This is a genomic window from Veillonella tobetsuensis (genome assembly GCF_002959935.1).
Taxonomy (GTDB): Bacteria; Bacillota; Negativicutes; order Veillonellales; family Veillonellaceae; genus Veillonella; species Veillonella tobetsuensis.
In genome coordinates, this window is the sequence record NZ_PPDF01000012.1 from 400,769 (window position 1) to 424,384 (window position 23,616).

At 35.7% G+C, this 23,616-nt stretch carries 25 protein-coding genes; all 25 read right to left on the bottom strand.

Annotated elements, in window-relative coordinates:
* Nucleotides 1-83: 83 nt before the first annotated feature.
* Entirely contained in the window at nt 84-2,135 is a 2,052-nt protein-coding gene (gene glyS, locus VTHSUH11_RS07835) for a glycine--tRNA ligase subunit beta (RefSeq protein ID WP_105093253.1), read from the bottom strand.
* 1 nt (nt 2,136) lies between these two features.
* Nucleotides 2,137-3,012 (bottom strand): glycine--tRNA ligase subunit alpha, encoded by an 876-nt coding sequence (gene glyQ, locus VTHSUH11_RS07840; protein ID WP_105093254.1) that lies wholly within the window; start codon nt 3,010-3,012, stop codon nt 2,137-2,139.
* A 306-nt stretch (nt 3,013-3,318) separates the two neighbouring features.
* Complete coding sequence (locus tag VTHSUH11_RS07845; RefSeq protein ID WP_105093255.1) at nt 3,319-4,644, bottom strand: amidohydrolase; 1,326 nt, start codon at nt 4,642-4,644, stop codon at nt 3,319-3,321.
* Between the two features lie 96 nt (nt 4,645-4,740).
* Nucleotides 4,741-5,202, bottom strand: a complete 462-nt coding sequence (locus VTHSUH11_RS07850; protein WP_059362677.1) for a hypothetical protein — start codon at nt 5,200-5,202, stop codon at nt 4,741-4,743.
* The gene (locus VTHSUH11_RS07855) at nt 5,195-5,998 is read right to left on the bottom strand and encodes a DUF3100 domain-containing protein (protein WP_059362680.1); all 804 of its coding nucleotides are present in this window, start codon (nt 5,996-5,998) and stop codon (nt 5,195-5,197) included. Before VTHSUH11_RS07855 ends, VTHSUH11_RS07850 begins: the two co-directional genes overlap by 8 nt.
* 296 nt (nt 5,999-6,294) lie before the next feature.
* Nucleotides 6,295-6,681 carry a hypothetical protein gene (locus tag VTHSUH11_RS07860; RefSeq protein ID WP_059362683.1) on the bottom strand — a complete coding sequence of 129 codons (387 nt, stop codon included), beginning with the start codon at nt 6,679-6,681 and terminating at the stop codon, nt 6,295-6,297.
* A gap of 197 nt (nt 6,682-6,878) precedes the next feature.
* The gene (locus VTHSUH11_RS07865; RefSeq protein WP_244900004.1) at nt 6,879-7,412 is read right to left on the bottom strand and encodes a hypothetical protein; all 534 of its coding nucleotides are present in this window, start codon (nt 7,410-7,412) and stop codon (nt 6,879-6,881) included.
* A 229-nt stretch (nt 7,413-7,641) separates the two neighbouring features.
* Nucleotides 7,642-8,088 (bottom strand): hypothetical protein, encoded by a 447-nt coding sequence (locus VTHSUH11_RS07870; protein WP_105093257.1) that lies wholly within the window; start codon nt 8,086-8,088, stop codon nt 7,642-7,644.
* Between the two features lie 297 nt (nt 8,089-8,385).
* Complete coding sequence (locus VTHSUH11_RS07875) at nt 8,386-9,291, bottom strand: DUF805 domain-containing protein (RefSeq protein WP_105093258.1); 906 nt, start codon at nt 9,289-9,291, stop codon at nt 8,386-8,388.
* Nucleotides 9,292-9,394: 103 nt separating this feature from the next.
* The gene (locus VTHSUH11_RS07880) at nt 9,395-9,931 is read right to left on the bottom strand and encodes an immunity protein YezG family protein (RefSeq protein ID WP_105093259.1); all 537 of its coding nucleotides are present in this window, start codon (nt 9,929-9,931) and stop codon (nt 9,395-9,397) included.
* 15 nt (nt 9,932-9,946) lie between these two features.
* Nucleotides 9,947-10,423, bottom strand: coding sequence for an immunity protein YezG family protein (locus tag VTHSUH11_RS07885; protein ID WP_181143919.1), 477 nt, complete (start codon nt 10,421-10,423; stop codon nt 9,947-9,949).
* 108 nt (nt 10,424-10,531) lie between these two features.
* Nucleotides 10,532-10,711 (bottom strand): hypothetical protein, encoded by a 180-nt coding sequence (locus VTHSUH11_RS07890; RefSeq protein ID WP_105093261.1) that lies wholly within the window; start codon nt 10,709-10,711, stop codon nt 10,532-10,534.
* A gap of 142 nt (nt 10,712-10,853) precedes the next feature.
* Nucleotides 10,854-11,198 (bottom strand): hypothetical protein, encoded by a 345-nt coding sequence (locus VTHSUH11_RS07895; RefSeq protein ID WP_105093262.1) that lies wholly within the window; start codon nt 11,196-11,198, stop codon nt 10,854-10,856.
* A gap of 276 nt (nt 11,199-11,474) precedes the next feature.
* Nucleotides 11,475-12,752 (bottom strand): nickel-dependent lactate racemase, encoded by a 1,278-nt coding sequence (larA, locus tag VTHSUH11_RS07900; protein ID WP_105093263.1) that lies wholly within the window; start codon nt 12,750-12,752, stop codon nt 11,475-11,477.
* A 55-nt stretch (nt 12,753-12,807) separates the two neighbouring features.
* On the bottom strand, nt 12,808-14,097 hold the full coding sequence (gene larC / locus VTHSUH11_RS07905; protein WP_105093264.1) for a nickel pincer cofactor biosynthesis protein LarC: 1,290 nt from the start codon (nt 14,095-14,097) through the stop codon (nt 12,808-12,810).
* On the bottom strand, nt 14,094-14,849 hold the full coding sequence (gene larB, locus VTHSUH11_RS07910) for a nickel pincer cofactor biosynthesis protein LarB (protein WP_105093265.1): 756 nt from the start codon (nt 14,847-14,849) through the stop codon (nt 14,094-14,096). Before larB ends, larC begins: the two co-directional genes overlap by 4 nt.
* On the bottom strand, nt 14,846-15,592 hold the full coding sequence (gene larE, locus VTHSUH11_RS07915) for an ATP-dependent sacrificial sulfur transferase LarE (RefSeq protein ID WP_105093266.1): 747 nt from the start codon (nt 15,590-15,592) through the stop codon (nt 14,846-14,848). Before larE ends, larB begins: the two co-directional genes overlap by 4 nt.
* A gap of 326 nt (nt 15,593-15,918) precedes the next feature.
* Nucleotides 15,919-16,620 carry a DNA repair protein RecO gene (gene recO / locus VTHSUH11_RS07920; RefSeq protein WP_105093267.1) on the bottom strand — a complete coding sequence of 234 codons (702 nt, stop codon included), beginning with the start codon at nt 16,618-16,620 and terminating at the stop codon, nt 15,919-15,921.
* Complete coding sequence (locus VTHSUH11_RS07925; RefSeq protein WP_105093268.1) at nt 16,607-17,941, bottom strand: hemolysin family protein; 1,335 nt, start codon at nt 17,939-17,941, stop codon at nt 16,607-16,609. Before VTHSUH11_RS07925 ends, recO begins: the two co-directional genes overlap by 14 nt.
* A 55-nt stretch (nt 17,942-17,996) precedes the next feature.
* A complete protein-coding gene (era, locus tag VTHSUH11_RS07930) occupies nt 17,997-18,893 on the bottom strand; it encodes a GTPase Era (protein ID WP_105093269.1) in 897 nt (298 codons plus the stop codon).
* Nucleotides 18,886-19,362: an rRNA maturation RNase YbeY gene (gene ybeY, locus VTHSUH11_RS07935; protein ID WP_105093270.1), complete on the bottom strand. Its 477-nt coding sequence runs from the start codon at nt 19,360-19,362 to the stop codon at nt 18,886-18,888. Before ybeY ends, era begins: the two co-directional genes overlap by 8 nt.
* Nucleotides 19,363-19,367: 5 nt before the next feature.
* The gene (locus tag VTHSUH11_RS07940; RefSeq protein WP_105093271.1) at nt 19,368-20,336 is read right to left on the bottom strand and encodes a PhoH family protein; all 969 of its coding nucleotides are present in this window, start codon (nt 20,334-20,336) and stop codon (nt 19,368-19,370) included.
* The gene (gene mnmL, locus VTHSUH11_RS07945) at nt 20,333-21,310 is read right to left on the bottom strand and encodes a tRNA modification radical SAM protein MnmL/YtqA (RefSeq protein WP_105093272.1); all 978 of its coding nucleotides are present in this window, start codon (nt 21,308-21,310) and stop codon (nt 20,333-20,335) included. The genes VTHSUH11_RS07940 and mnmL overlap by 4 nt, the downstream gene beginning before the upstream one ends.
* 14 nt (nt 21,311-21,324) lie before the next feature.
* Nucleotides 21,325-23,070, bottom strand: coding sequence for a B12-binding domain-containing radical SAM protein (locus VTHSUH11_RS07950; protein ID WP_105093273.1), 1,746 nt, complete (start codon nt 23,068-23,070; stop codon nt 21,325-21,327).
* A gap of 64 nt (nt 23,071-23,134) precedes the next feature.
* The gene (locus tag VTHSUH11_RS07955) at nt 23,135-23,500 is read right to left on the bottom strand and encodes a DUF4229 domain-containing protein (RefSeq protein WP_105093274.1); all 366 of its coding nucleotides are present in this window, start codon (nt 23,498-23,500) and stop codon (nt 23,135-23,137) included.
* Nucleotides 23,501-23,616: the final 116 nt, after the last annotated feature.

Here is a 23,616-nt window from a genome sequence, read left to right on the forward strand (position 1 = left end):
CAGCCTAAGCTGCCTTTCACTATGTTCATATAATTATATCGAATTTAGAGACATTTAATTGTCTAACTATATAAAATTATATGTTATTTTAATGCACTAATATCGCCGATAATAGCCATTACACTGTACGCTAAGCGAACCAGTTGTAAACGGTTAGCTTTAATAGCTTCGTCTTTATCCATAACCATTACATCTTCAAAGAATGTATTGATAGTAGGAACCAATGTAGCAGGTACCGCCACAACAGCATCATAATCATTTTTATCCCATGCATCGATACTTGCTTCAGATGCTTTAGAAGCGGCTTCGAACAATGCTTTTTCAGCATCTTCTTTCAACAAGTCGCTATTAACACCTGTATATTCTACATCTTTTACAAGATTGTACATACGAGTATAGGCTTGAACAAGCTCAACATTTTCATCGATGCGGTTTACAAGTAATGCGTTCACAAGACCTTCAGCATCAGCAACGGACAATTCGTTGTTAGATAGCAACAAGTCGATCACATGATGAGGAACTTCGCGATCAAGGAAGATATTTTTCAAACGAAGTGTGAAGAACTCTTCAACTTGGTTAATCAATTCCTCTTGTTTATCAGCAGCTACATTCAATAACTCCATAGATGCTTTGAAGATTGGACGCAAGCTGATATTCCATTCGCTACCAAGCAAGATGTTCAAAATACCAATTGTTTGGCGGCGCAATGCATATGGATCTTGAGAGCCTGTAGGGATTAAGCCACGGCTGAAAGTAGCAACAATGTTATCTACTTTATCGATGATGGACAATACTTTACCTGCTTCTGTTTGAGGCAATACATCGCCTGCAAAGCGTGGTAAATATTGTTCGAAAATAGCTTCTGCTACTTCAGGAGATTCACCATCAAGTAAAGCGTACTCTTTACCCATTACACCTTGTAATTCAGTGAACTCTGTAACCATACCAGTTGTAAGGTCAGTTTTAGCAAGCTCTGTAGCGCGTTCCAATACAACAGTTGCATCTTCGTGCAAGCCACATTCTTCACCAAATACACGGCCTAATTTAAGTAAACGTTCAGTTTTATCTGCTAAGTTACCAAGACCTTCTTGGAATACGATTTTAGTCAAACCATCTTGACGGTCGATAAGAGGTTTCTTGCGGTCTTCGTTGAAGAAGAATTTAGCATCATCAAGACGTGCGCGCAATACACGTTCGTTACCAGCTTGAACTACTTCGATGGAATGATCGGAGCCATTGCGCACTGTTAAGAACATTGGCAATAATTTGCCGTCTTGGTCAACCAATGGGAAGTAGCGTTGATGGTCTTTCATTGGTGTAATGATAGCTGCATCAGGAAGTGCCAAGTAGGACTCTTCAAAGCCGCCACACAATGCTGTAGGCCATTCAACAAGATAGTTAATTTCTTCTAACAAATCATCATCCCAAACGATAGATGCATTTTTAGAAGCTGCCATATCATGTAATTGTTTGGAGATCAATTCACGACGTGCGTCTTGATCAACCATAACAAAGTTTTCTTTTAATGTGTCTACATAGGATGCTGCATTTTTGATAGTGATTTCATCAGCACCTAAGAAGCGATGACCACGTGTTACATTACCAGATTTAACAGTAGCAAATTCTACAGGAATTACTTCATCATCAAGTAATGCTACAAGCCAACGTACTGGACGTACAAACTTAGCATCCAAATCGCCCCAATGCATGGATTTAGGGAAGTTAAGGCCTGTAATCAATTGAGGCAACATTTCACTTACGATATCTTTTGCAGGTACGCCTGCAGTTTTAGTTTCAGCGTAGATATAGCCGTCTTCTACAACGAGATCAGTTACATCAAGACCTTTACCACGAGCAAAACCGATAGCCGCTTTTGTAGCATTACCGTCAGCATCGTATGCGATGGATGCAGAAGGACCTTTATGACGTTCGTTAATTTCAGCAGATGCGTCAGCAAGACCTTTCACGATAAGAGCCAAACGACGTGGTGTACCATATGTTTCGATGCTTTCAAAAGGAAGATGGGCATCATTTAATTTTGTTTCAGCCAATTGTTTCAATTGACCTAAGATATTTGGCATAAAGCCGGCAGGAATTTCTTCTGCACCGATTTCAAATAATAAATCTTTTGCCATCTTATTTATCTCCTTTCAAAAGTGGGAAACCTAATTCTTCGCGTTTAGCAAGGTATTGTTGTGCACAAATACGAGCTAATGCACGTACGCGGCCGATGAAAGCTGTACGTTCGCTGATAGAAATAGCACCACGGGAATCAAGTAAGTTAAATGTGTGGGAACATTTCAATACATAGTCGTAAGCTGGTAATACATAGCCCGCTTCGCAAACGCGTTTTGCTTCTGCTTCATACATATCAAATAATTTGAAAAGCATATCTGTATCAGCTAATTCAAAATTGTAAACGGATTGTTCCACTTCGTTGGCATGCCAAACGTCACCATATGTAACATGTTCATTCCATTTAAGGTCATATACGTTTTCTACGCCTTGAATGTACATAGCTAAACGTTCTAAACCGTATGTAATTTCTACGGAAACTGGTTTACAGTCAATGGAACCAACTTGTTGGAAATATGTGAACTGCGTTACTTCCATACCGTCGAGCCATACTTCCCAACCAAGGCCCCAAGCGCCCAATGTTGGAGACTCCCAGTTATCCTCTACGAAACGGATATCATGATCTTCAGCGTGAATGCCTAATGCAGCCAAAGATTGTAAGTACAATTCTTGGATGTTATCTGGAGATGGTTTCACGATAACTTGGAATTGATGATGTTGGAACAAACGGTTAGGGTTATCACCATAACGACCGTCTGCTGGACGACGAGAAGGCTCTACATAACATACAGCCCATGGTTCAGGACCAATTGCATGTAAGAATGTAGCAGGGTTCATTGTACCTGCGCCCTTTTCGATGTCATATGGATTTTGAACGATACAACCTTGATCGCTCCAGAATTTTTGTAGATTTAAAATAATCTCTTGAAATGTCATTGCTGCCTCCACTTTACACAACCGACATAAAATCAACCATTTCGTTACAAACAAAAAAGTCCCTGTAACGAAAAACGTTACAGGGACGAGTATACCCGCGGTTCCACCCTATTTGGCTTGCGCCCTCTTTTTTCTATGTTGGCCTTTACTAACAGATGCCTGCGTTCCTGCCAATGCTCTACAGCGCCTTCAACCAAATGTGAGCTTACACCATCCTCACTCGCTAGAGAGGTTTACTACTCTGCTTCATCGCATATATTATATACGATATTGTAGCAATATAGGGGGATGAATGTCAATCTATAGTTATATTTTATTACCCTTAGCAATACGATCTAAGAATTCAATATAGCTTTGTTTGTTTAATACTGGTATAAATTTATCTAATACATCTTTAGCACCAGCTGCGTCATCATATAGTAAGTCTACAATAGTTATAGCCAAAGCTTGTGCCGTTTTTATGTACGCCACCTCAGGAACAGTGATTTCATATTCTGCACTATGTAGTACACCATTAATACAACCAACCCATGGATGGATAACAGGCATCAAATGAGACACATCACCCATGTCAGTACTTGCTGTCATATGTTCTCCTTGGTATACATTTTCTTCACCAAATATTTGATTAGAATTATTACGTAATAATTCATTCATATGCTCATCATTACGCATTGGTAAATAACCTGGCAAATCTTTTATTACACAAGTAGCACCTACAGCATCTCCACCAGCTTTTAAAGCTCTATTTACACGATTATTACAATCAACAATGGCATCAATATTAGCAGCTCGTACAAAACTTTCAACTTGAACATAATCAGGTACACAGTTTACCAATGTACCGCCTTGATTAATGATAGGATGAAATCTAAAACAATCGCTTTCTTTGAAAGTTTCACGAATAGAGTTTACCCCCATAACACCTAGTAAAGCTGCATTAAGAGCATTGATTCCCTCATGAGGGGCTGCAGCTGCATGAGCTACTTTACCATGATATTCAATTAGCTTGGCAACAAAGCCATTAGATGTGCTGCCAAGTCCCATTTCCCCTACTGAAGACCTTGCTGTTTCCACATGCATTTGCATAGCCATATCAATATCGTCAAAAGCACCTTCATAAATTAGTTGTTGTTTACCACCTAAATATTTAATTTTGCCTTGTTCACGCAATTTATTACGATAGTCGACCTCAACCATTTCCTCTGCCGGTACAGCAAATAAAACTACATCTCCAGCCAATTCATGCATAATAGATTGTAAACCTATTGCAACAGCAAACATATTGGCAATTTGAATGTTATGACCACAGCAATGAGCCGCACCCGTTAAATCATCAGCACGAGGGTGGCGAGGACAAAGAATGGCATCTAGTTCACCAATCATGGCAACCGTATATTTACTGTCACTACCTTTTAAGCGACCTTTGACACCTGTTAGTGCATGATTAGAAGTATAAGGAATCCCAAGTTCATCAAACATATCACGTACTTTTTTAGATGTTTTTACTTCTTTATATCCCAGTTCTGGCTCATCCATAATGGATTCAGCTATTTCACGCAAACGCGGTTGTGCATCAATAATAGCATCACATACGCGTTGTTTTAATTCTTCTTTTGTCATACGACTCATATAATCTCCTTTGTAAAATCGACCGTATCGAAATACGGTCGATTCTTTAATCACACAGAAATATGCTAAACATTGTTCAGTAAACTATGTATCATATTAAATTAAACCTTCTAAATGAAGTACAATTTGTGCTAATGCGGTTGCACATATGAAAGTCCCTGCTGTTACAGCAAGTGCAACAGGAATAATACGCCAAGATAAACGGCGGAATGCACCAAGGTCTTTACCTAATGATAAACCTGCATAGGCAAGCACCGGTGTCGTAGTAGCTAAGAATGTAATATGACTAGTTTTTTCGATAACCCAAGGTTGTCCTGGCATTCCAGGTAAAGAGATTAGAACCCCAACTAAAGACACCCAGAATACCATAGGAAATTTATTAGCATAAGGTAAACTAGAAATTACGGCACCAATTGTAGCAATACCTGCTAAAATTGCTACGCCCAACAAACTATCACTAAATACATGTTTACCGTCCATTATATTTCCAATAGCAGTAAGGATGGCAGAAATACAAACAACTATAACAAATTGTGTTAATTTTTCACTTCTACTCATGATGCGCTACCTCCTCTGCTAAATCTTGCTCCCGTGTACGACCAGTAAAGAAGTTGTAAGACTTTTCCATAATTGGCAAGGAAATAAATAAACCAAAATATACACCTAATACAGTAGTCAACAAATTAGCAGCTCCAGCTAGAGCCATAATTTGTTGTTCATAAGCAGGATAAACGGCAACAATTGGTGCTGTAGCAGCAGCCATCATACTTGCACTACCTACGCCAGCCCCCATTGCAAGAGCTAGTGGATGAAACCAACCTGTATTAGATAATAAGCCAGCTAATACGGAGGACCACATGGCACCTATAAGAACGCCACAGATATACATGCCCATAACACCACGGCCTTCAGGAGAGCTAAAACCAAATTTATCAATTATAATCGCTACATTTGGTTCACGGTCTACAGAATAACAAGCACCTACAGCTTCGCGACGCATACCTACTAATAGTGCTACAGGTAAACCAAAGATAATGGTACCTAAGAAGTGACCTAATTCTTGAACTAATAAAGCCCAGCCAGCGCTTGCTAAAACACCAAGGTTTGGACCAATACCAAGACCTACTTTTACCATTAAGATCATTACTGCAATACCAATATAATCGGCAGAATTTTCCATTTGTTTTATTGTAAGAATTTTGAATTTTGGAATTGAAATTAATAACCCTAAAATCAAAGCATACAACAATGGTAAAAACACAACAGGACCGAGTCTTTTAATCCCTATGAATTCTGCGACTACGGTAAGCACAAGTGCTAAAAAATGAATTCTCAGGTTCCCCAAAAGCTGCATAATGACCTCCTATACTTAATACAAACATAAATATGGCACCATTATAATATATTTTTATATAATAATAAATATTTTTTGATAAGTATACATGTATACATGAGAAGATAAATAATTTTAACTATCATGACAATATTTTTAACATCAAATCAACTTTTTGAGATACAAAAAAGGCTGCTATAGAATGCAGTTTTACGCATTCTATGGCAGCCCCTAATCCCTAAAAATGAAATTTTCACAAACCCATGATTAATATAAAAGTACTTGATAATAAAACCAGTCATTATTACCATCAGAATTTAATACATAAGTAACATATGTAATATAATTACAAAAAATATAGTCTTAGGTATTATATACAAATATTCCTTCCATAACTCTTTTTTTAAAGCTATATAGTTATCACCATTGTAATGAAGATAATCTAATGCACTATTATTGCGTACATATATAACAATAAATTGCCATATAACAGCAACTATTAATAATACATTTGAAATCCAATAGTAATTTATAAGATTCATATAATAAGCTAAAACACCTAATATAGCAAATACACTTTCTACTATTTTTACTTTTTTAGTCTTTCTTATACGATATATATTAACTAAAATTTCTTTTTCACTATGTATATATCCAAACGATAAAAATAATATAGTAGCTGACAAAATTATTAGTCCAGTCATAACATCTAGTCCAGCCCCTCCTTAATTTTCGCTCCTACTATTCCTAATTATTTCTATCTATTGATCTTTAGTTCTAAGACGTACATAATTATCTTTAAACATTTCAATTTATCATCTAAACATACATCCATTCTGCAAGAAGTAGTAACGCGTAGTGTCACTTCAGTTGCAGTCGCATATAGCATTTAAACTATTTTTTATAATCTATCCGCAATAGGTATTTCTTTTCTATAAAAGTATCTTAAATCTAAATCTTTATTTGTCCAAAATTCAGATATCTGACTTCTAATAAGCCAAAAATCTTCCTTACAAATTATACTTTTATCAATAAAACTTAAATTGCCTTGAATGGCATCCCAAGCAATAATATAGTAATCATGACCAGAAATAGTAATTTTTATTGCTATATCAATACTATTTATTTCATCTGAATAAAATGTAGTAAACTCATCATTAACAATACTAATCTGTTCTATGATTCCATTAATATTATTTGATACTATTTGATGGTAATCAGTATCTTCACTCATTCTAATACAACGTTTTATTTCAAAATTAGGATATTCATCATACTCTTCAGTTTCTATATAGTCATTAACAATCTCAATATATGAATCCTGAATTTGTATATATATCACTACATCATTATTCTCATCTAATCTTTTTTGACTTCTATCTGGAGTAAATCCAAATAATTTTTGAGAAAAAATATTATCGACATGTTGATTCATTATACCTACAAGTATATCTAAACTCTGTTTATTTATATGATTAATCATAATTTCTACACTACTCTACTTCTTAATGATGTATTACCGATTTAATAGCTCTTCATTACAGGGCAAATAAGATAGCCATAAAAAATAACAATACAGTAAATATAGAAAATAAATAATAAATCCATTTATTATCACTATTTTTAAATATTAGTGAAAACAAGTAAGTACTATCTGAATATCTTTATGTTTTACTCTTAGCAAATATCATATACAGATGAGCAATAAAAATTAGATTCAATACTTCATCAATATAGTTAGAAACTATTCCCACAACAATAAGAAAAATTGGATAACTCCATGCTGGTATAGATGAAATAGATTGTATACGTCTCATACCAGCTAAAAAATACCACGAGATACTAAATACACCAAGTAAATATATCAAAATATAATAAATTAAATAAGATCCATAACTGATGTTCTCTATAGCATTAAGTCTACTAAATAAGAAGATATCAAGATAAAATCCTATTATGGACATAAAACTATATGCAAAAAAATTTCCACCACTCAATCGAATTGAATAGTCAAATCCTTTTATATGAAATTTATATCCTAATATAATACAAAAAAAAGAAAATACTGGTATAATCCACCAAGTATAACTTACTAAAAAATCATGTAACATTATAATTTCTCCTTTACGGTTGCTCATGCCTTATATACAGAGTAATCAGTAGACTTATGATTAATACAGGGAAAATAATATCACTCATAAATTTAGTATAGTTGTCTGTCAAAATTAAAATAATTTTGGTACATGCGGATATTAAAAATAGAATTGGGCTCAACATAAATAAAAATCTATTTCTGATTATTTGTTTCCCCAGTAATGTCTGTATTGCAATCACACAAAAGAAGACAAGATAAAATAATTGGCTCATATTACTCACTTATATAATATTAATTAAACTGATAAACAAATTTAACTTATATCCTTAAAACTGTTTATATCCCAACTGCTTTTCAAAAATATCCTGTATATAATAAAAATATTTAAATACGGAACCAATAATAATAGGACCCAGAGACCACTATATAAACTATCGTGTAATCTACGAATACATAATATCAAAATTGATAAAATTATATAAAAATACAGGACATAAAATATACCTATTGATATAGGTGTAAGTATTTCTATTCCTGTCTCATCTTTAATCATAAAAAGTATTGAGATAAAATTTACGATTAAGCTAATAATCATACCAAATGATCCTATACCAAAATAAGCCTCTACTCTTTTAGCTCTGCCTTTAAGACAAAACGACTGATGTATATAAATATCCCTCATATACTCTAATAATCCATTTTTATTCTCTAGAGTTATCTTGTTATTTAAATAACCAACAGATTTCGTTAGTGAAATCAATTGAACACTACTATTCCCATATCGATTTTTACTATGATTACTTGGGAGTAAGTATAAAAACATTGTTGGTATAAATATAATACCTACTTCTCTTAGCAAAATTTCTTCAAAAAACACTATATTTAAACCATCAAGTACAAATAGATCATACATATAATATCCATATATACTACAACTTATTATTAACCATAAGTATAGCCATTTTCCTGATAATCCAAAATCATGTAATCTACGTCTGCTTAACTCTATAACTAAACATACACCCATAAGTTTAAAGATATAACGTAAATAATACATCTCTATTAATTGGATAGACAAAGTGTTTATAATTGCATTACCAACAAAATAAGTAAAGAATAAACCAATCAATATAATAAGGTAGGCCTTCTTATTTATTCGTGTATTATGGAGTAAATCATATATATTTTGTTTTATAAGTTGTATCTCTTCACTTATCATCTATTTTATCTGACGCTTTTTACACTAAAAAAATTAATCAAAATTCTAACAAGTATACATAGTCACCTAAATCATCATATTAGAAACATAAAGTCATTTTTATTTACTTAATTAAGTGAGTAAATTTATTCATCTCATACGCTTCAAAATAAGAATCCGTATCTGATATACCTTCATCATAACCCAAATTAACTTCTACCTTTCCTTCATTAGTAACAGTAATTGTTATAGAAGATGGTATTTGCATTTTAGCAGATTTAAAGTGCATATATAACGCACGAATATATTGAGCCATATCCATGGTACCTTCGATATAGTTATCCAAATTAATTCCTGGATTTGATAAAAGTTGACCAGAGTAAGCTATGCCTTCTAAATTGATATAATAAAATCTAAAATCAACAGACTCTTCAGTAGGAACTCCATGTAGAAGTATTACATCCCAATCCTCACTATCAATCATTTGATATAGTACAGTTGCACTTTGTTTAATTAAATCATTTGTATGTGTATGCCAGGCTTCCATATCTACATCCAGTGATTCCTTGTTTAAAAAATCCTCTTGTGCAGTATTATCTACTTCCGAACTATCTATTTCTTTTTTATTTTTTCTAAATATGTTTTTCAAAACGTTTTTCATATAACTCTTTATTTTCTACAAAAAAGGATTACCTAGTGGTTGTTTTAATAAGTCATTTCTTTCTTTATCATCAAGAATCCAAATATTATCGTTAAGTCCTAAAGTTAGATATTCCCATTTTAAAACCTCTTCTAAATCATATTTCTGATTAAAATTACCATACTGAAATGATATTTTAATGCCTAAAGAATCATCAACAATAACATTCATTATATTCCATAAATAGTCTTTGTTTATTTTATGCTTTGACAATGCGAATATCAAATGTAGTAGTTCATCCCAATATGTTTCTAATTGTCTAGCATTATCAGATTTTTTCAGAAATTGATAAGCATTAATAAGTTCATTACCATTTACAATATATAAACATATTCTAGTATTTCCATAATCTTTATCAATTTCAGCATGGAAATATAATCTATTCCAAGTATTACAAATTGAATTAGCTATATTATTAATATAGTTAAATATAGTATTACTGTTTTCAGACACGATTGATATTAAATACCTCCACCTTAGAAACCAGAATAAACATCTATTCTAGTTTCTGCTCTGATTTTCAACTAAGTAGATTATAACTTATTAAATTTAAGAGCTTTCTCACAATCCAAAAATTTCTTTCAATATACCAAAAAATACTAGCCAAGCAACAAAACCTGCACCATAAAAATCATAGTGAATCTCAGCACCAATCATAAAATCATAAGCCATTCCATATATAATGGATGTTAATGTAAATAATGCAAATCCATAGAAAAAGAATTTTTTTATAACAGCCATTTTAATAATTTCCTTATATAAAAAAATAAATTTACTAAAAGAAATAAAATAAGAATCAAATCATAATTGCCATATATATAAGTAATTCATGTGATTGAATACTAAGTATATCGGTCTATTTAGGAACACTTTTATTACTATTTTAATGTAAAGCTAATAAATCTACATCGTTATACTCTAGTGTCAATAAATTATAGTTTTGATCTATTGAGAATGTCCCTTTAAGACCTCCTGCATCAATAAATGAGTAAGTATTATCATCAATTTTATAGAATTCACTTTCTAAAGGTACAAAATATTTATCTAATGCTAAACCTACCTTCTCCGCATCTTCTTTAGAGCACTGCAAAACATCCTGTATTCGTTTAAAAAATGGCTTATGAACATTTTCTATTCTGTCTTCTAGTATTTTATTAACCTTACTATAAGTCTTATATCTATAAATCAGATATAAAATAGCTAATAATAAAGCGATATTCTCCTTCATAGTTCCCTCTAGAGTCTTAGTTACTTTAACTGTTACAGACTACATTTAATATAACTTTATATCACCTATATAATACTCATCCTGTATATAGCTCATATTCCCTTCTCTCTTAATCTAGTATAGTTGTAATTTATTAATCTTATATTTATATCACATTATATAAGAATATTAATAAATTTTAAACCACCTACCAAAGATTACCAGTCATCTTTAATAGGTGGTTCATTTTATTCACCCTTAGCGATACGATCTAAGAGTTCAATATGTTACTGTAAATTACGCTTTCACCACAACAGATACGCCATCAGGAATAACTGTAATGCTTGCATCTTTACCTTTTAATTCCAAAGCTTTGTTCAATGCTTCATCAAATGTGCTAGCATGTTGCAAATGCATATCTGTAAGCATCTTAGGTTCGCATTGGTCTGTTACAACGATAACTGTAAATTGATCTAGAATACGAGCCAAGATTTGCATTTCCCATTGGTCTGGAATTGTTTCATTACGAGGCACCTTAGCAATGCGATCTAGTAATTCACGAGGTGTTTTTGCATTTTTAAGGTTTTCATATAGAGATTCCCCACCATGACCATCATTACAAGCGGCAATCATGATGATAACGCCATCTTTTTTACAAGATGCTTCTGCAGCTGTCATACCTTTTACTGCTTGATATACGTTTTGGTCTAATGGATACCCACCATTTGTAGTGATAACGATGTCTGCTGATACAGCTTTCACACTGGCTAGTTCAGACACAAAAGCACAGCCTGTTTCATGCGCCTGTTCCATATCACCAGCAAAAGCATTTATAATATGTTTTTCCGCATCGATGACAACATTTAAAATAAATGCTAATTTCGCAGTACGACCCGCATATACCATATCCTTATGAATTGGATTGTTCTCGATAATACCTGTACGAGCATATGGGCTGTTGATAAATTCAGCACAGTGATTTGCCATTACAGTCACTTCGGAAGCAATGCCTGGCAATACACTTTTTCTACCACCGGAGAAACCAGCAAAGAAATGTGGTTCAATGAAACCTTCAGAAATTAATAACTCCGTTTCTACAGCTAATTTGTTGATGATGCAATCCCCACCGGATGGCAATACGCCTATTTTAGTCATTTGGCTAGCATCACCAGAGATATGGTTTACAATCTTTTCATTGGCTACGATTTCAGGACCAAATTTATCTACCATTTCTTCATGCGTAGTAGGACGATGGAAACCAGTTGCTAGTAAAATAGTAATATCGATGGATGGATTAGCTTCACGAATACGACGAAGTAGAATCGGCATCGTAATTTTACTAGGCACTGGACGCGTATGGTCACTTGTGATGATGACCATGTTGGATTTACCCTTAACCAACTCTTCCAAGCGTTGGCTACCGATAGGATTATCTAGCGCATGTTCTACCAATGCCTCTTGTGAAAGCTCAGCCTTATAGGAATGGGCTTTAGATTCTAATACACCTGCGATATTTTGATCAGGAATATTGATATCTACAAATCCTTTTGCATAAGGTACATTAAATGTTTTCATGGGAATCACTCCTTAACTTAACACTAACAAACTATAAATAACCCGCTACAACAAATCAATCCTCCTTCTTACGCAATTGTCGTTTAAGGTCTAACAAACTCATATCATTTTGCTTAGCAATGGCAGCCAGTGAATCATATTCATATTTATGTCTCTTTACACCAAATCCACTGCTTGTTTTGAAAACAATTCTATTGCCTTCCCAATCTATGTCTCCTGTAGACCGGTTCAAAATATATCGATTACAGCGATGGTATCGAATACCAAGGCTCGTAGTATGTCTAAATATTAAATCTCGCACCTTATCCATGTCGCCTTCCTTACAAAGGACCGTCAGCATCGTACCAGATCGTTGTTTTTTCATCATAATCGATGTGGTAAACACGTCTAGTGCTGGTGAAAGTAATAACTGTTCTACTGCATAGCCGATTTCTTCTGGCGTCATATCGTCGAGATTACAAGACATTTCAATGATTGTGTCTTCTAAATCATTGTTTATTTCAACAAAAGCGCGAATACAATTCGGTCTTTCAAATTGTTTCGTGCCAAATCCATAAGATACCTTTGCTGGTGTCATAACTGGCATATGGCTAAAGGCTGTGCCAAAATACTTGGCTAACGCTGCGCCTGTAGGTGTGCATAACTCCCCTTTAATTTGATAATCTGCGTACATTGGAATACCAGATAACAATTCCATCGTTGCTGGTGCTGGCACAGGCAGTTCTCCGTGAGCACAGTGAACCGTGCCAGTTCCTACATGTATAGGAGAGATGATAATCTCATCAAACTTCAATGCCTCTAAGAGTACACAAACGGCTACAATATCTGCAATAGCATCGAGCATGCCCAGCTCATGGAAATGAATTTGCGTTACTGTAGATTTATGAACCTTAGCCTCCGCTTGAGCCACTAACTGATATACGTTTATAGCATTCTGTTTACACGTATCGGAAATAGATAAGCTATTAATTATATCCGTTACATCTTGTAAGCCTCGGCCATGCACGTGATGTTCACTATGTATATGGTAATCTGAATGTTCTTCATGCGTATCTGTCTCACCATATTCCTGATGAGCATCGTGATGGTGATGATTAGTATTATGTTGGTCATGGGGACTACCTTTATGATGTTCAGACTCTTCTATACCATTAATCATTACCGCCACGCGATAGCCATCTAAGCCTTTATCTTCTTTCGGAATAAGTGTATAGGTAACATTAGGTATCCCTATTTGATTAAGTTTTGCTATCCATATTTCAGGGTTATCTACTAAACCGAGTAATGTCGCGGTTAGCATGTCTCCTGCAATGCCCATTTGACAATCTAAAAATAATCGTTTCATTTACTTTCACCTATATGATTAATCATGTTCGCCGTATAAGCAGCACCAAATCCATTGTCTATGTTGACAACCGTAACACCGCTAGCGCAGGAATTGAGCATCGATAATAACGCCGTAACACCACCAAATGACGTACCATAACCAACACTAGTTGGTACAGCGATAACAGGTACATCCACAAGGCCCCCAACAACACTTGCTAAAGCCCCTTCCATGCCGGCAATGACAATGATAACCTTAGCAGACATAATAGTATCTAAATGTTGTAACAAACGATGAATACCCGCCACGCCTACATCATAAATTCGATTCACCGTATTGCCGTAAAACTCGGCTGTAACAGCACATTCTTCAGCTACCTTATAATCACTTGTACCGCCAGAAACAATGGCTATACTTGATTCTGTTTTCTCCGTAGGCATCTCACCAATATAGCCGATATGAGCATCCTTGATATATGTCAATGAATGCTGCTTTTGAATCTCTGTGGCCACATCAGGTGCTAAGCGTGTAATTAATATGTGACCTTGCCCATTAGACTGCATGGAGGAGATAATACCCACGATTTGTTCACTAGTTTTACCAGCACCATAAATAACCTCTGGTACACCTTGTCGTAATTGACGATGTAAATCTACGTTTGCATACCCTAAATCCTCTATCGGTTTCATCTTTAGCTTTAATAAGGCTGCATCCACATCTACCTGTCCATTTTTTACTTGCTCTAAAAGAGATCTAATATTATCGCTCATGAACGCACCTCTAAATCTAATACAACCTCATCAAACATAGATTTAAAAAATGAGAGAATCACAATCCTATTTTTAATAACAATAGCTATTTGATTCTCTGGAACTTGAATTTTGGCAGTATTTCCTATCAGACGAACTCTAAAATCTGATAAACCTAACGAAAATAAATACCCTTCCGCTTTTTCAATATGTTCTAAATCAAGACCTGTTATGTGCTGCCCTGCTTGGAATCTTGTAGCTAAACAAGCGTAGGATGGTTTATTCCAGGTAAATAAATTAGCCTGTTTGGCCAACTGGCGAATCATAGATTTTGTTAAGCCACAGTCTCTTAGTGGCGACTTAACAGATAGCTCAGCTATTGCTTTCATACCAGGTCGATCATCTACCTCATCACTGGCGTTGGTTCCATCGCATAATATGGAAAATCCATCGCGTTTAGCCTGTTCACTTATCATTGTGAATACATGATGTTTACAGTAATAGCATCGATCACTTGGGTTGCTCATTACATCATCATGTTCGAGTACATCAATATCTATGATTTCTAAGGGAATATCGATACATTCTGCAATTTTCTTGGCATCATCTAATTCAAACTGTGGCACAAACTGAGACTTAACAGTATATGCTTTGCATGGAATGCCAGATTGTTTGACAGCATATGCTAAATAGGATGAATCTACGCCACCCGATAGGGCTATTGCTATGTTACCAAGACTCGTTAAATACTCTACCAAATTCATAACTTATATAACCTTTATTAATTCTCTATACTCTATAGTATTATAAAAAGAAAAGAAAAATAGAGTCTCAAACAGGGACTCTATCAACACTTCCTTTAAATTCAATTAAACAACTTACTTATGTATGTAGTATATACCTTTTAATTTATATTTTCTAACTCATAAATAAGATAAATGTTCATGTATTACATTGTTATTTTTCTATATAAGAAAACCACCTATCATAAATAGGTTTTCACGGCCTATCCAAGATAAGTGGCTTATAATTTATAAAAAAATGTGATAACAAATCCCAAATAGTATATCAAATCAGGTATTAGTATTTATTATATGCTCATTAAAAATTTTACACTCTGCAATGGTTTTCCAATTTCTTGTTCCCCATAAGCAAATAATACACGTTCTAGTTCTTTCCATACTGTTCCAGGCAATTCAATAGGTTGCGTATCCCCCCATTGATAAGTTAATATGCTCGGCATGGCTTTACGCAATGCTATGGATGGATTCATATGTCTCCCCATACGCAGTTCATCCCAAAAAACATCTATACCATCTCTAGAAACAAAAGCCTCACCTTGTGGCATAGCACCTGCTAGAGAAAGCATTTGCCAACCTAATATAATCGTTCCTAAACGTACATTTCTTTTTCGAATAGATTTTGAATAATTTACTACAACATCAAAAACCTTACGATCAACATCGTACAAAGCAAAGAGTTCTTGGATGAATTCACTTGCTACAGCCGCATACGCAATATTATTAAGATTCGTATCTAGTGATTCTACCACATAAGAACCATCAATTTGTGTAACTTTCACAAATTCACCATCTTGTACAACTGTAATATACATGGCACTAAAGGGGCGCAAATACGATGCATTACGCAGTGATTGTAAACGTTTATGCGGTAAAGATGCCCTAATAATACCTAGTGATGGTGTTATAAAGGTAAACACAGAATAGAGCTTATATTTTTTTCGGCTCACCACTATGGCCGGTGTATTAAAGCCACCATTAAGATTGTTCATGTTCATCATCTTCTACAGCTTCTGGCTTGGGCAATGGCGTAACACGCAAGCGAGAAATGCGATATCCTTGCATTTTAATAACTTCAAAGATATAACCATAGGCATCTACTGTATCGCCCACAATTGGAGTCCGTTCTAATAAACCGAAAATATAACCACCAATTGTATCCGAATCGGAATCCTCGATGTTTACATCCATCATTTCAGAGACTTCATCAACAAGAACCTTACCATCAAATTCAAAAGAACCATCTGAATAGCTCATCGTAGCAGGTAAATGAGATTCATGTTCGTCTTGAATATCCCCTACTAGTTCTTCGATGATATCCTCAAGACCAACAAGGCCTACCATACCGCCATATTCATCTACAACGATAGCTTGATAGATTCGACGAGTCCTCATATATTGGAGCAAGGTAGATAATTTCATTACTTCAGGCACAGTTAAGATATCCCGTTTAATGTTGCGCAAATCTTTCATCGCTTGATTAGGACGTTCCATTAAGTCTTTAATATGTACAAGGCCTATGATGTGATCCTTATCTTCTAGGCACAATGGATATCTAGTATGAGACGTTGAACGCACTACCTTCATGGCCTCTTCAAAGCCATCCTCTACAAAGATACATTCTACATCCTGACGTGGTACCATTACCTCTTTTGCCATACGTTCCACGAAGTTAAATACATTATCAATCAACTCTGACTCTACTTGATTAAGTTGACCTTCCTCATGACTACGAGAAATCATCATACGAAGTTCTTCCTCTGTATATACGAGATCAAGCTCTGTTAAATATTTTGTTTCATAGAATTTAAGAATACCATTAGAAATCTTACCGGCTAACCAAACAAAGGGATATACAATGCGACCAACGCCAACAACAATGCGACTATGGGTATTAACATATCGCGTTGGAAATGATAAACCCAATGCTTTGGGTACAATTTCACCAAATATTAAAACGATAAGACTAATAATTAAGAGCAACAGTAGGTCCAGTACATTATGTATCCAAGTACCATGGAAATTAAACACCGCCATGATTTCAGATACCATGCTATTAAATATATATGTCCCTGTTCCTGCTAACGCAAGAATAAAAAACAAAATTAAAAATTGTGTAGTATTAAGAAAATACTCTGGATTTTGATAGAGTTTCAACAAAAATTGTCTATCTTTCTCTAGCAAAATTGTCATATCCTCCACATGTTCCTTACGTAAACGAGCAAAGGAAAATTTTGCTACCACTAAAAAGTTTATTAAAAATATAAATATGATACCTAGCACTATAGGCAACAGGCCATCAACTGAATCCATCTTTAATCCTTTCTACAAAAATACAAACCCCAAACATTGTAAATATCTTTCTTAATTATTTATAGCCCAACTCTGAAAGCATCCCAGATTTATTACGCCAATCCTTCTTAACCTTCACCCACAAATCGAGATATACCTTTGTGGCTAATAGTTTTTGAATATCCGCACGAGCCTTGGCACCAAGTTGTTTTAACAAAGCACCTTTTTTACCGATAATAATCCCCTTCTGAGAATCACGTTCACAGTAAATAGTAGCGCGAATATAGGTAGTGCCATCATCTCGTGTTTTCATTTCATCCACATCGACAGCGATAGCATGAGGAATTTCATCCCGGGTAGATAAGAGGATTTTCTCACGAACGATATCGGAGATAATTAAACGTTCTGGTTGGTCCGTAATCATATCTTCTGGGAAGTATTGAGGGCCTTCTGGTAAGTTTTTACTAAGTACATTAAGAAGTTCCTCTAGATTGTCCTTATTCTTTGCAGAGATGGGAATCACGCCAGCAAATGGATACGCATCTTGATACGATACAATGGCTTCTAATAGCTGTTCTTTTTGCAGTGTATCAATTTTATTAACTACTAAGAACACTGGTACCTTCACGCGCTTTAATTGCTCGATAATAAAATTATCCCCAGGACCACGTTTTTCATTACCAGCCACCACAAATAAAACTGCTTCTGTTTCTTTTAAAGATTCAATGGCTGCATCGACCATGAATTCACCCAATTTATGTTTTGGTTTATGAACACCTGGTGTATCCATAAAGACAATTTGTTTTTCTTCATCCGTATACACACAGATAATACGATTTCGTGTTGTTTGTGCCTTATCGGACACGATGGCAATCTTGTCGCCAATCAAGGCATTAATCATTGTTGATTTACCAACATTCGGGCGCCCTACAACGGCAACAAATCCAGATTTAAAATGTTCTGACTTATTCATTATATGGTTGATCCTCTCGTACATATCCTAAATTGGAAAGCACAAATTCTTCTTCTGTGCGCATTTCTTTTTTGTCTTCATCGGTCATGTGGTCATAACCTAAAATATGTAAACAACTATGTGTTGTTAAATAGGCGAGCTCACGTTCAAAACTATGTCCGTATTCGATGGCTTGTTCACGAGTTCGTTCTAGGGAAATAATCATATCGCCCAGTAAATGATGCTCCTCTTCACTACCCTCATAGTCATCACCTTCATTGAGGGCAAAGGACAGTACATCAGTTGGTCTATCAATACCGCGATATTCCTTATTGAGCTCGTGAATTCTCTTATTATCGCATAATAAAATGCTCAACTCATCATCTTCCAGACCATATACACGACTTACCTCGTCGCAAACCTTTTGTATAATCTCCTCGATTTTAGAATCTTGCTCTATACCATCATCATAGCTAATTTGTATATGCATAATTTTTATTCTTCCTTTGAAAGTTTTTGATGGTACGCATCATAGGCTTTTACAATGCGACCTACCAAATCATGACGCACCACATCTTGCTCTGTAAAGTACACCATATGAATACCAGACACGCGTTTTAATACCTTTTCGGCTTCATTAAGGCCAGATGTTACGCGCGGTGGTAAGTCAATTTGTGTTTTATCACCATTGACGACCATTTTAGAGTTATTACCTAAACGAGTTAAGAACATCTTCATTTGCTCTGCCGTCGTATTCTGTGCTTCATCCAAGATGACAAAGGCATTTTCTAATGTACGACCGCGCATGTACGCTAATGGTGCCACCTCGATTGTGCCCCGTTCCATAAAGCGTTGTACTTGTTCAATACCAAACATTTCGTGCAACGCATCATAAAGCGGACGTAAATATGGATCTACCTTATCTTGTAATTCGCCGGGTAAGAACCCTAGTCGTTCACCAGCCTCTACGGCAGGTCGCGTCAAAATAATCTTATCTACATTGCGGTTCTTCAAGCAAAATGCGGCTAATGCAACAGCTAAGAACGTTTTACCTGTACCGGCAGGTCCAATGCCAAAGGTGATTGTATTCTTGCGAATACTGTCTACATATTGCTTTTGACCTTCCGTCTTTGGCGTAATGCTTTTACCGCGCATCGTTACGGATAAAGTATCCTCGAACATAGAGTGAAGGGCATCCCCTTTGCCATTCATCACCATCTTAGCCGCAATACGAACTTGAGATTCTGTAATCGTACTGCCTTCTTTATAGAGGAATACCAGTTCCTCTAATGTCCGATACAACGCCTCTACTTGAAGCTCGTCCCCTTTTATGACAACTGTATCACCACGGGATACAATATCCGCAGGAATGACTTCATTCATCATTTGTAAATATCTATTGTGTTGACCTAGTATAGATTGTGCTAAGTCATAGGTAGGAAAGATAAATACCCGTTCACTCATACTTGTCCCCCATCTATAAATTTACGTACTGCTTTACCATTTAAATAATCACATAAATCGCCTTGATGTGCATCTAGTTCATCCATCATATCGTCGATTAAATCCTGTACACGCCACCAGCCCATAGACCAATTGGTGAATAATGTATTATCCTCTGGGGCACGACCCACTAATCGTTGCAACACGATATGTGGATGGAGATGGCGTAAAAACTGAACAACGCGCTCCGCATACTCCTCGGCGCTAATCAAGGTAATTTGACCTTCTTCATACCATTTAGCCATCAATGTATGTTTCACAATATATAGGGCATGTAACTTTACTTGGTCAACACCAAGGGATGATAAAATCTTGGCCCCTTCAATGGTATCCTCCATCGTATCCCATGGCAAATTGACAATCATATGTGTGGTCACATTGAATCCATAGCGCTTAATGCGGAGCACCGCATCGATAAACTGCGCCAAATCATGACCCCGATTGATCTTCTCAAGTGTATGATAATTAACGGTTTGCAATCCTAATTCAATGTAGATATCCTTATGAAATCGTTGTTGTATGTCCTGTAATACATCTAAATACTCATTAGAAATACAATCAGGTCTCGTAGCGATTGCAATCCCTACGGCTTCATCAATACAACCTTGTTCCATATAGGATTTAAAATCCTCAAGAGGTAAATAGGTATTACTAAAGTTTTGATAATAAGGTATAAATTTTTTAGCCTTATATTTAGGTCCGATGTGTGCAATATTTTCTTCTAATTGCATGCGCACCGTCATCCATGCAGGTCTATTTTCATAACCAGCACCGATTTCCCCACAGAATGTACATCCTCCAACACCAGCTGATCCATCTCGATTAGGACAGGTTAAAGGTAATGCAACAGGTAATTTATATACCTTTTCACCATATGTTTCTTTATAAAATTTTGACACCATCCGGTACCGTTTCGGTCTCGTTGTATCTGACATAACACTCCTCTATATCATTGTATGTTTTCAGGGCGAATGAATGGGGTCACCTCTTGATTCACATCTATAATCACTGTGAAATCCCCTTCTGGTATATATTGAATTCCTAAATATGTTGCTGTTTCACGGCTCATGGTCATTTCCACATATTGCTGACGAATTTTACGCCATTCTTTAAACGTATAATTGGGAATAAATTTTGATGCTACTTCTTCATTTCGCCAGAATGTTTCGCCAACTTGTAGCAATTCCTTCGTTTGTTTCGGCAATCCTACTGCTTCGCTGCGAACCTTGCCGCGATAACTTACCAATGTATCGTATTGCAATAATTCTGCAGCTATCGTATCACCTTTTGCAAGGAAGAAACGATATAAGAATTCAATTTGGTCTATATCCTTAAGATTAACCTTATGATTACCTTCCTTAAGCCATGCTCTCGTCATATCACAGAAATAACTAAATGCATCCGTTTCACCGTGAATCAATTGTTGTCCGATATAGCCAAATGTTGTTCTAAATCGTTCACTATTATAAAAACGCTCAAATACATCTTCAAGATATTTCAAGAAACGTACATCATCATAAGGTAGTACATGCGTGCTTAGAACCTCATATGGAGCCAATGGATCTGCTACATACTTGTATTCACGCATCCGTCGTACACCAGATCCTTTTAGCAATTTTAAGAATCCAATTTGTAATGCATGAGCTTGTAAGCTAAATAAATCGTTAAAGGATTGTCCAAATCGATTAAAATCCTCGTGCGGCAATCCTACGATAAGATCCATGTGAACATGCGTACGCCCAGCTTGAATAATAGGACGTATAGATTTTTGGATGTATTGCCAATCATTATAGCGATTGATAGCATCTAATGTTTTCTTATGCGTACTTTGTACACCTACCTCGATTTGAATGCGTCCAGGCGGCATTTCACAAAGAATGTTGGTTTCCCAGTCCGTCATAAGCTCTGGTTCCATCTCTAAGTGGAAATTCATATCTGTATCGCTGTCTCTCATGAACTCCATAAGTGGTCTATGATGATGAGGTGCACAGTTAAAGGTACGATCTACAAATTTGACCTGTTTTACACCATGGTCAATGAACCATTGTAACTCCTGTAAAGTACGCTCTTGCGGAAAAAAACGCACTGTATTCTTATTGCCCGACAAACAATATTGGCATGAAAAAGGACAACCACGAGAGGATTCATAGTAAATGATCTTATGCTCTAAATCGTCCATATCTTCCTCTGTATAAGGGAATGGTATGGTAGATAAATCACGAACCTCTACGGCCTCTGCCGAACCTAAAATACTCCCATTCCTACGTCCCCTCACGCCGGGAATCACAGGGTCTAATCCATCATTACCAAGCTGTAAGGCTGTTACAAGAGCATGGAATGCTTCCTCACCCTCACCTTGTACAATATAATCGATATTCGGACACCGTTCTAATAGTTCATCGGCTGTGAAAGAAACCTCTGGTCCGCCCAATACGATTTTAATATCGGGCCGTACGGCTTTCACCATATCCACCACATGCAAGGTCATTTCAATATTCCAAATGTAGCAGGCAAAACCTAGGACATCGATATCATGCTCTGTAATATCGCTAAGAATATGCAAAACAGGCATATTAATAGTATATTCCACTATATCGTATGCCTGTCCATGGGCTTCACCATAAGCCTTGAGATATCTCAAGGCTAGTGAAGAATGTATAAATTTTGAGTTTAATGTTGATAGAACTACGTTCATAGTACCCCTTTAGCATCATCGAATGGACTTGCCACCGTCTTGTCATAATAGATATATTATACCATTAAAACAAGCCTAAGATAAAGGAGATAATAGCCCCTACTAGGATGACCACGCCTACGATGGACAAGATGATGCCGCCAAAGAATACGATAGCTGCTAAGATTGCAGCTAATACAATAATCATAATGATACGGCTTAGCCAACTAGAACCGCCAAAATGATATACCTTCACACGAGGGCCATAGTCTTGAAATTGCTCATACCCACTTCGGTCTTCTTCTTTTTGAGTAGGTGTAAATTCAACATGTACAGCATCCCCTTCTTCATCAATGGTAACCCCATCAAAATCGCAGCGCTCTGTATCGCTTAAGACACGTGTCTTAGTTTCTTGTTCTTTATTTTCATTCATTGTATTTTGGTTATTCATGATATATTCCTTATCACAAAACTATTAATCAATTTTATACAATTTATTATACCATAAGCCTAACAAAAACGAAATATCCTCTATGGTTATTATACACCATAGAGGATATGACAATG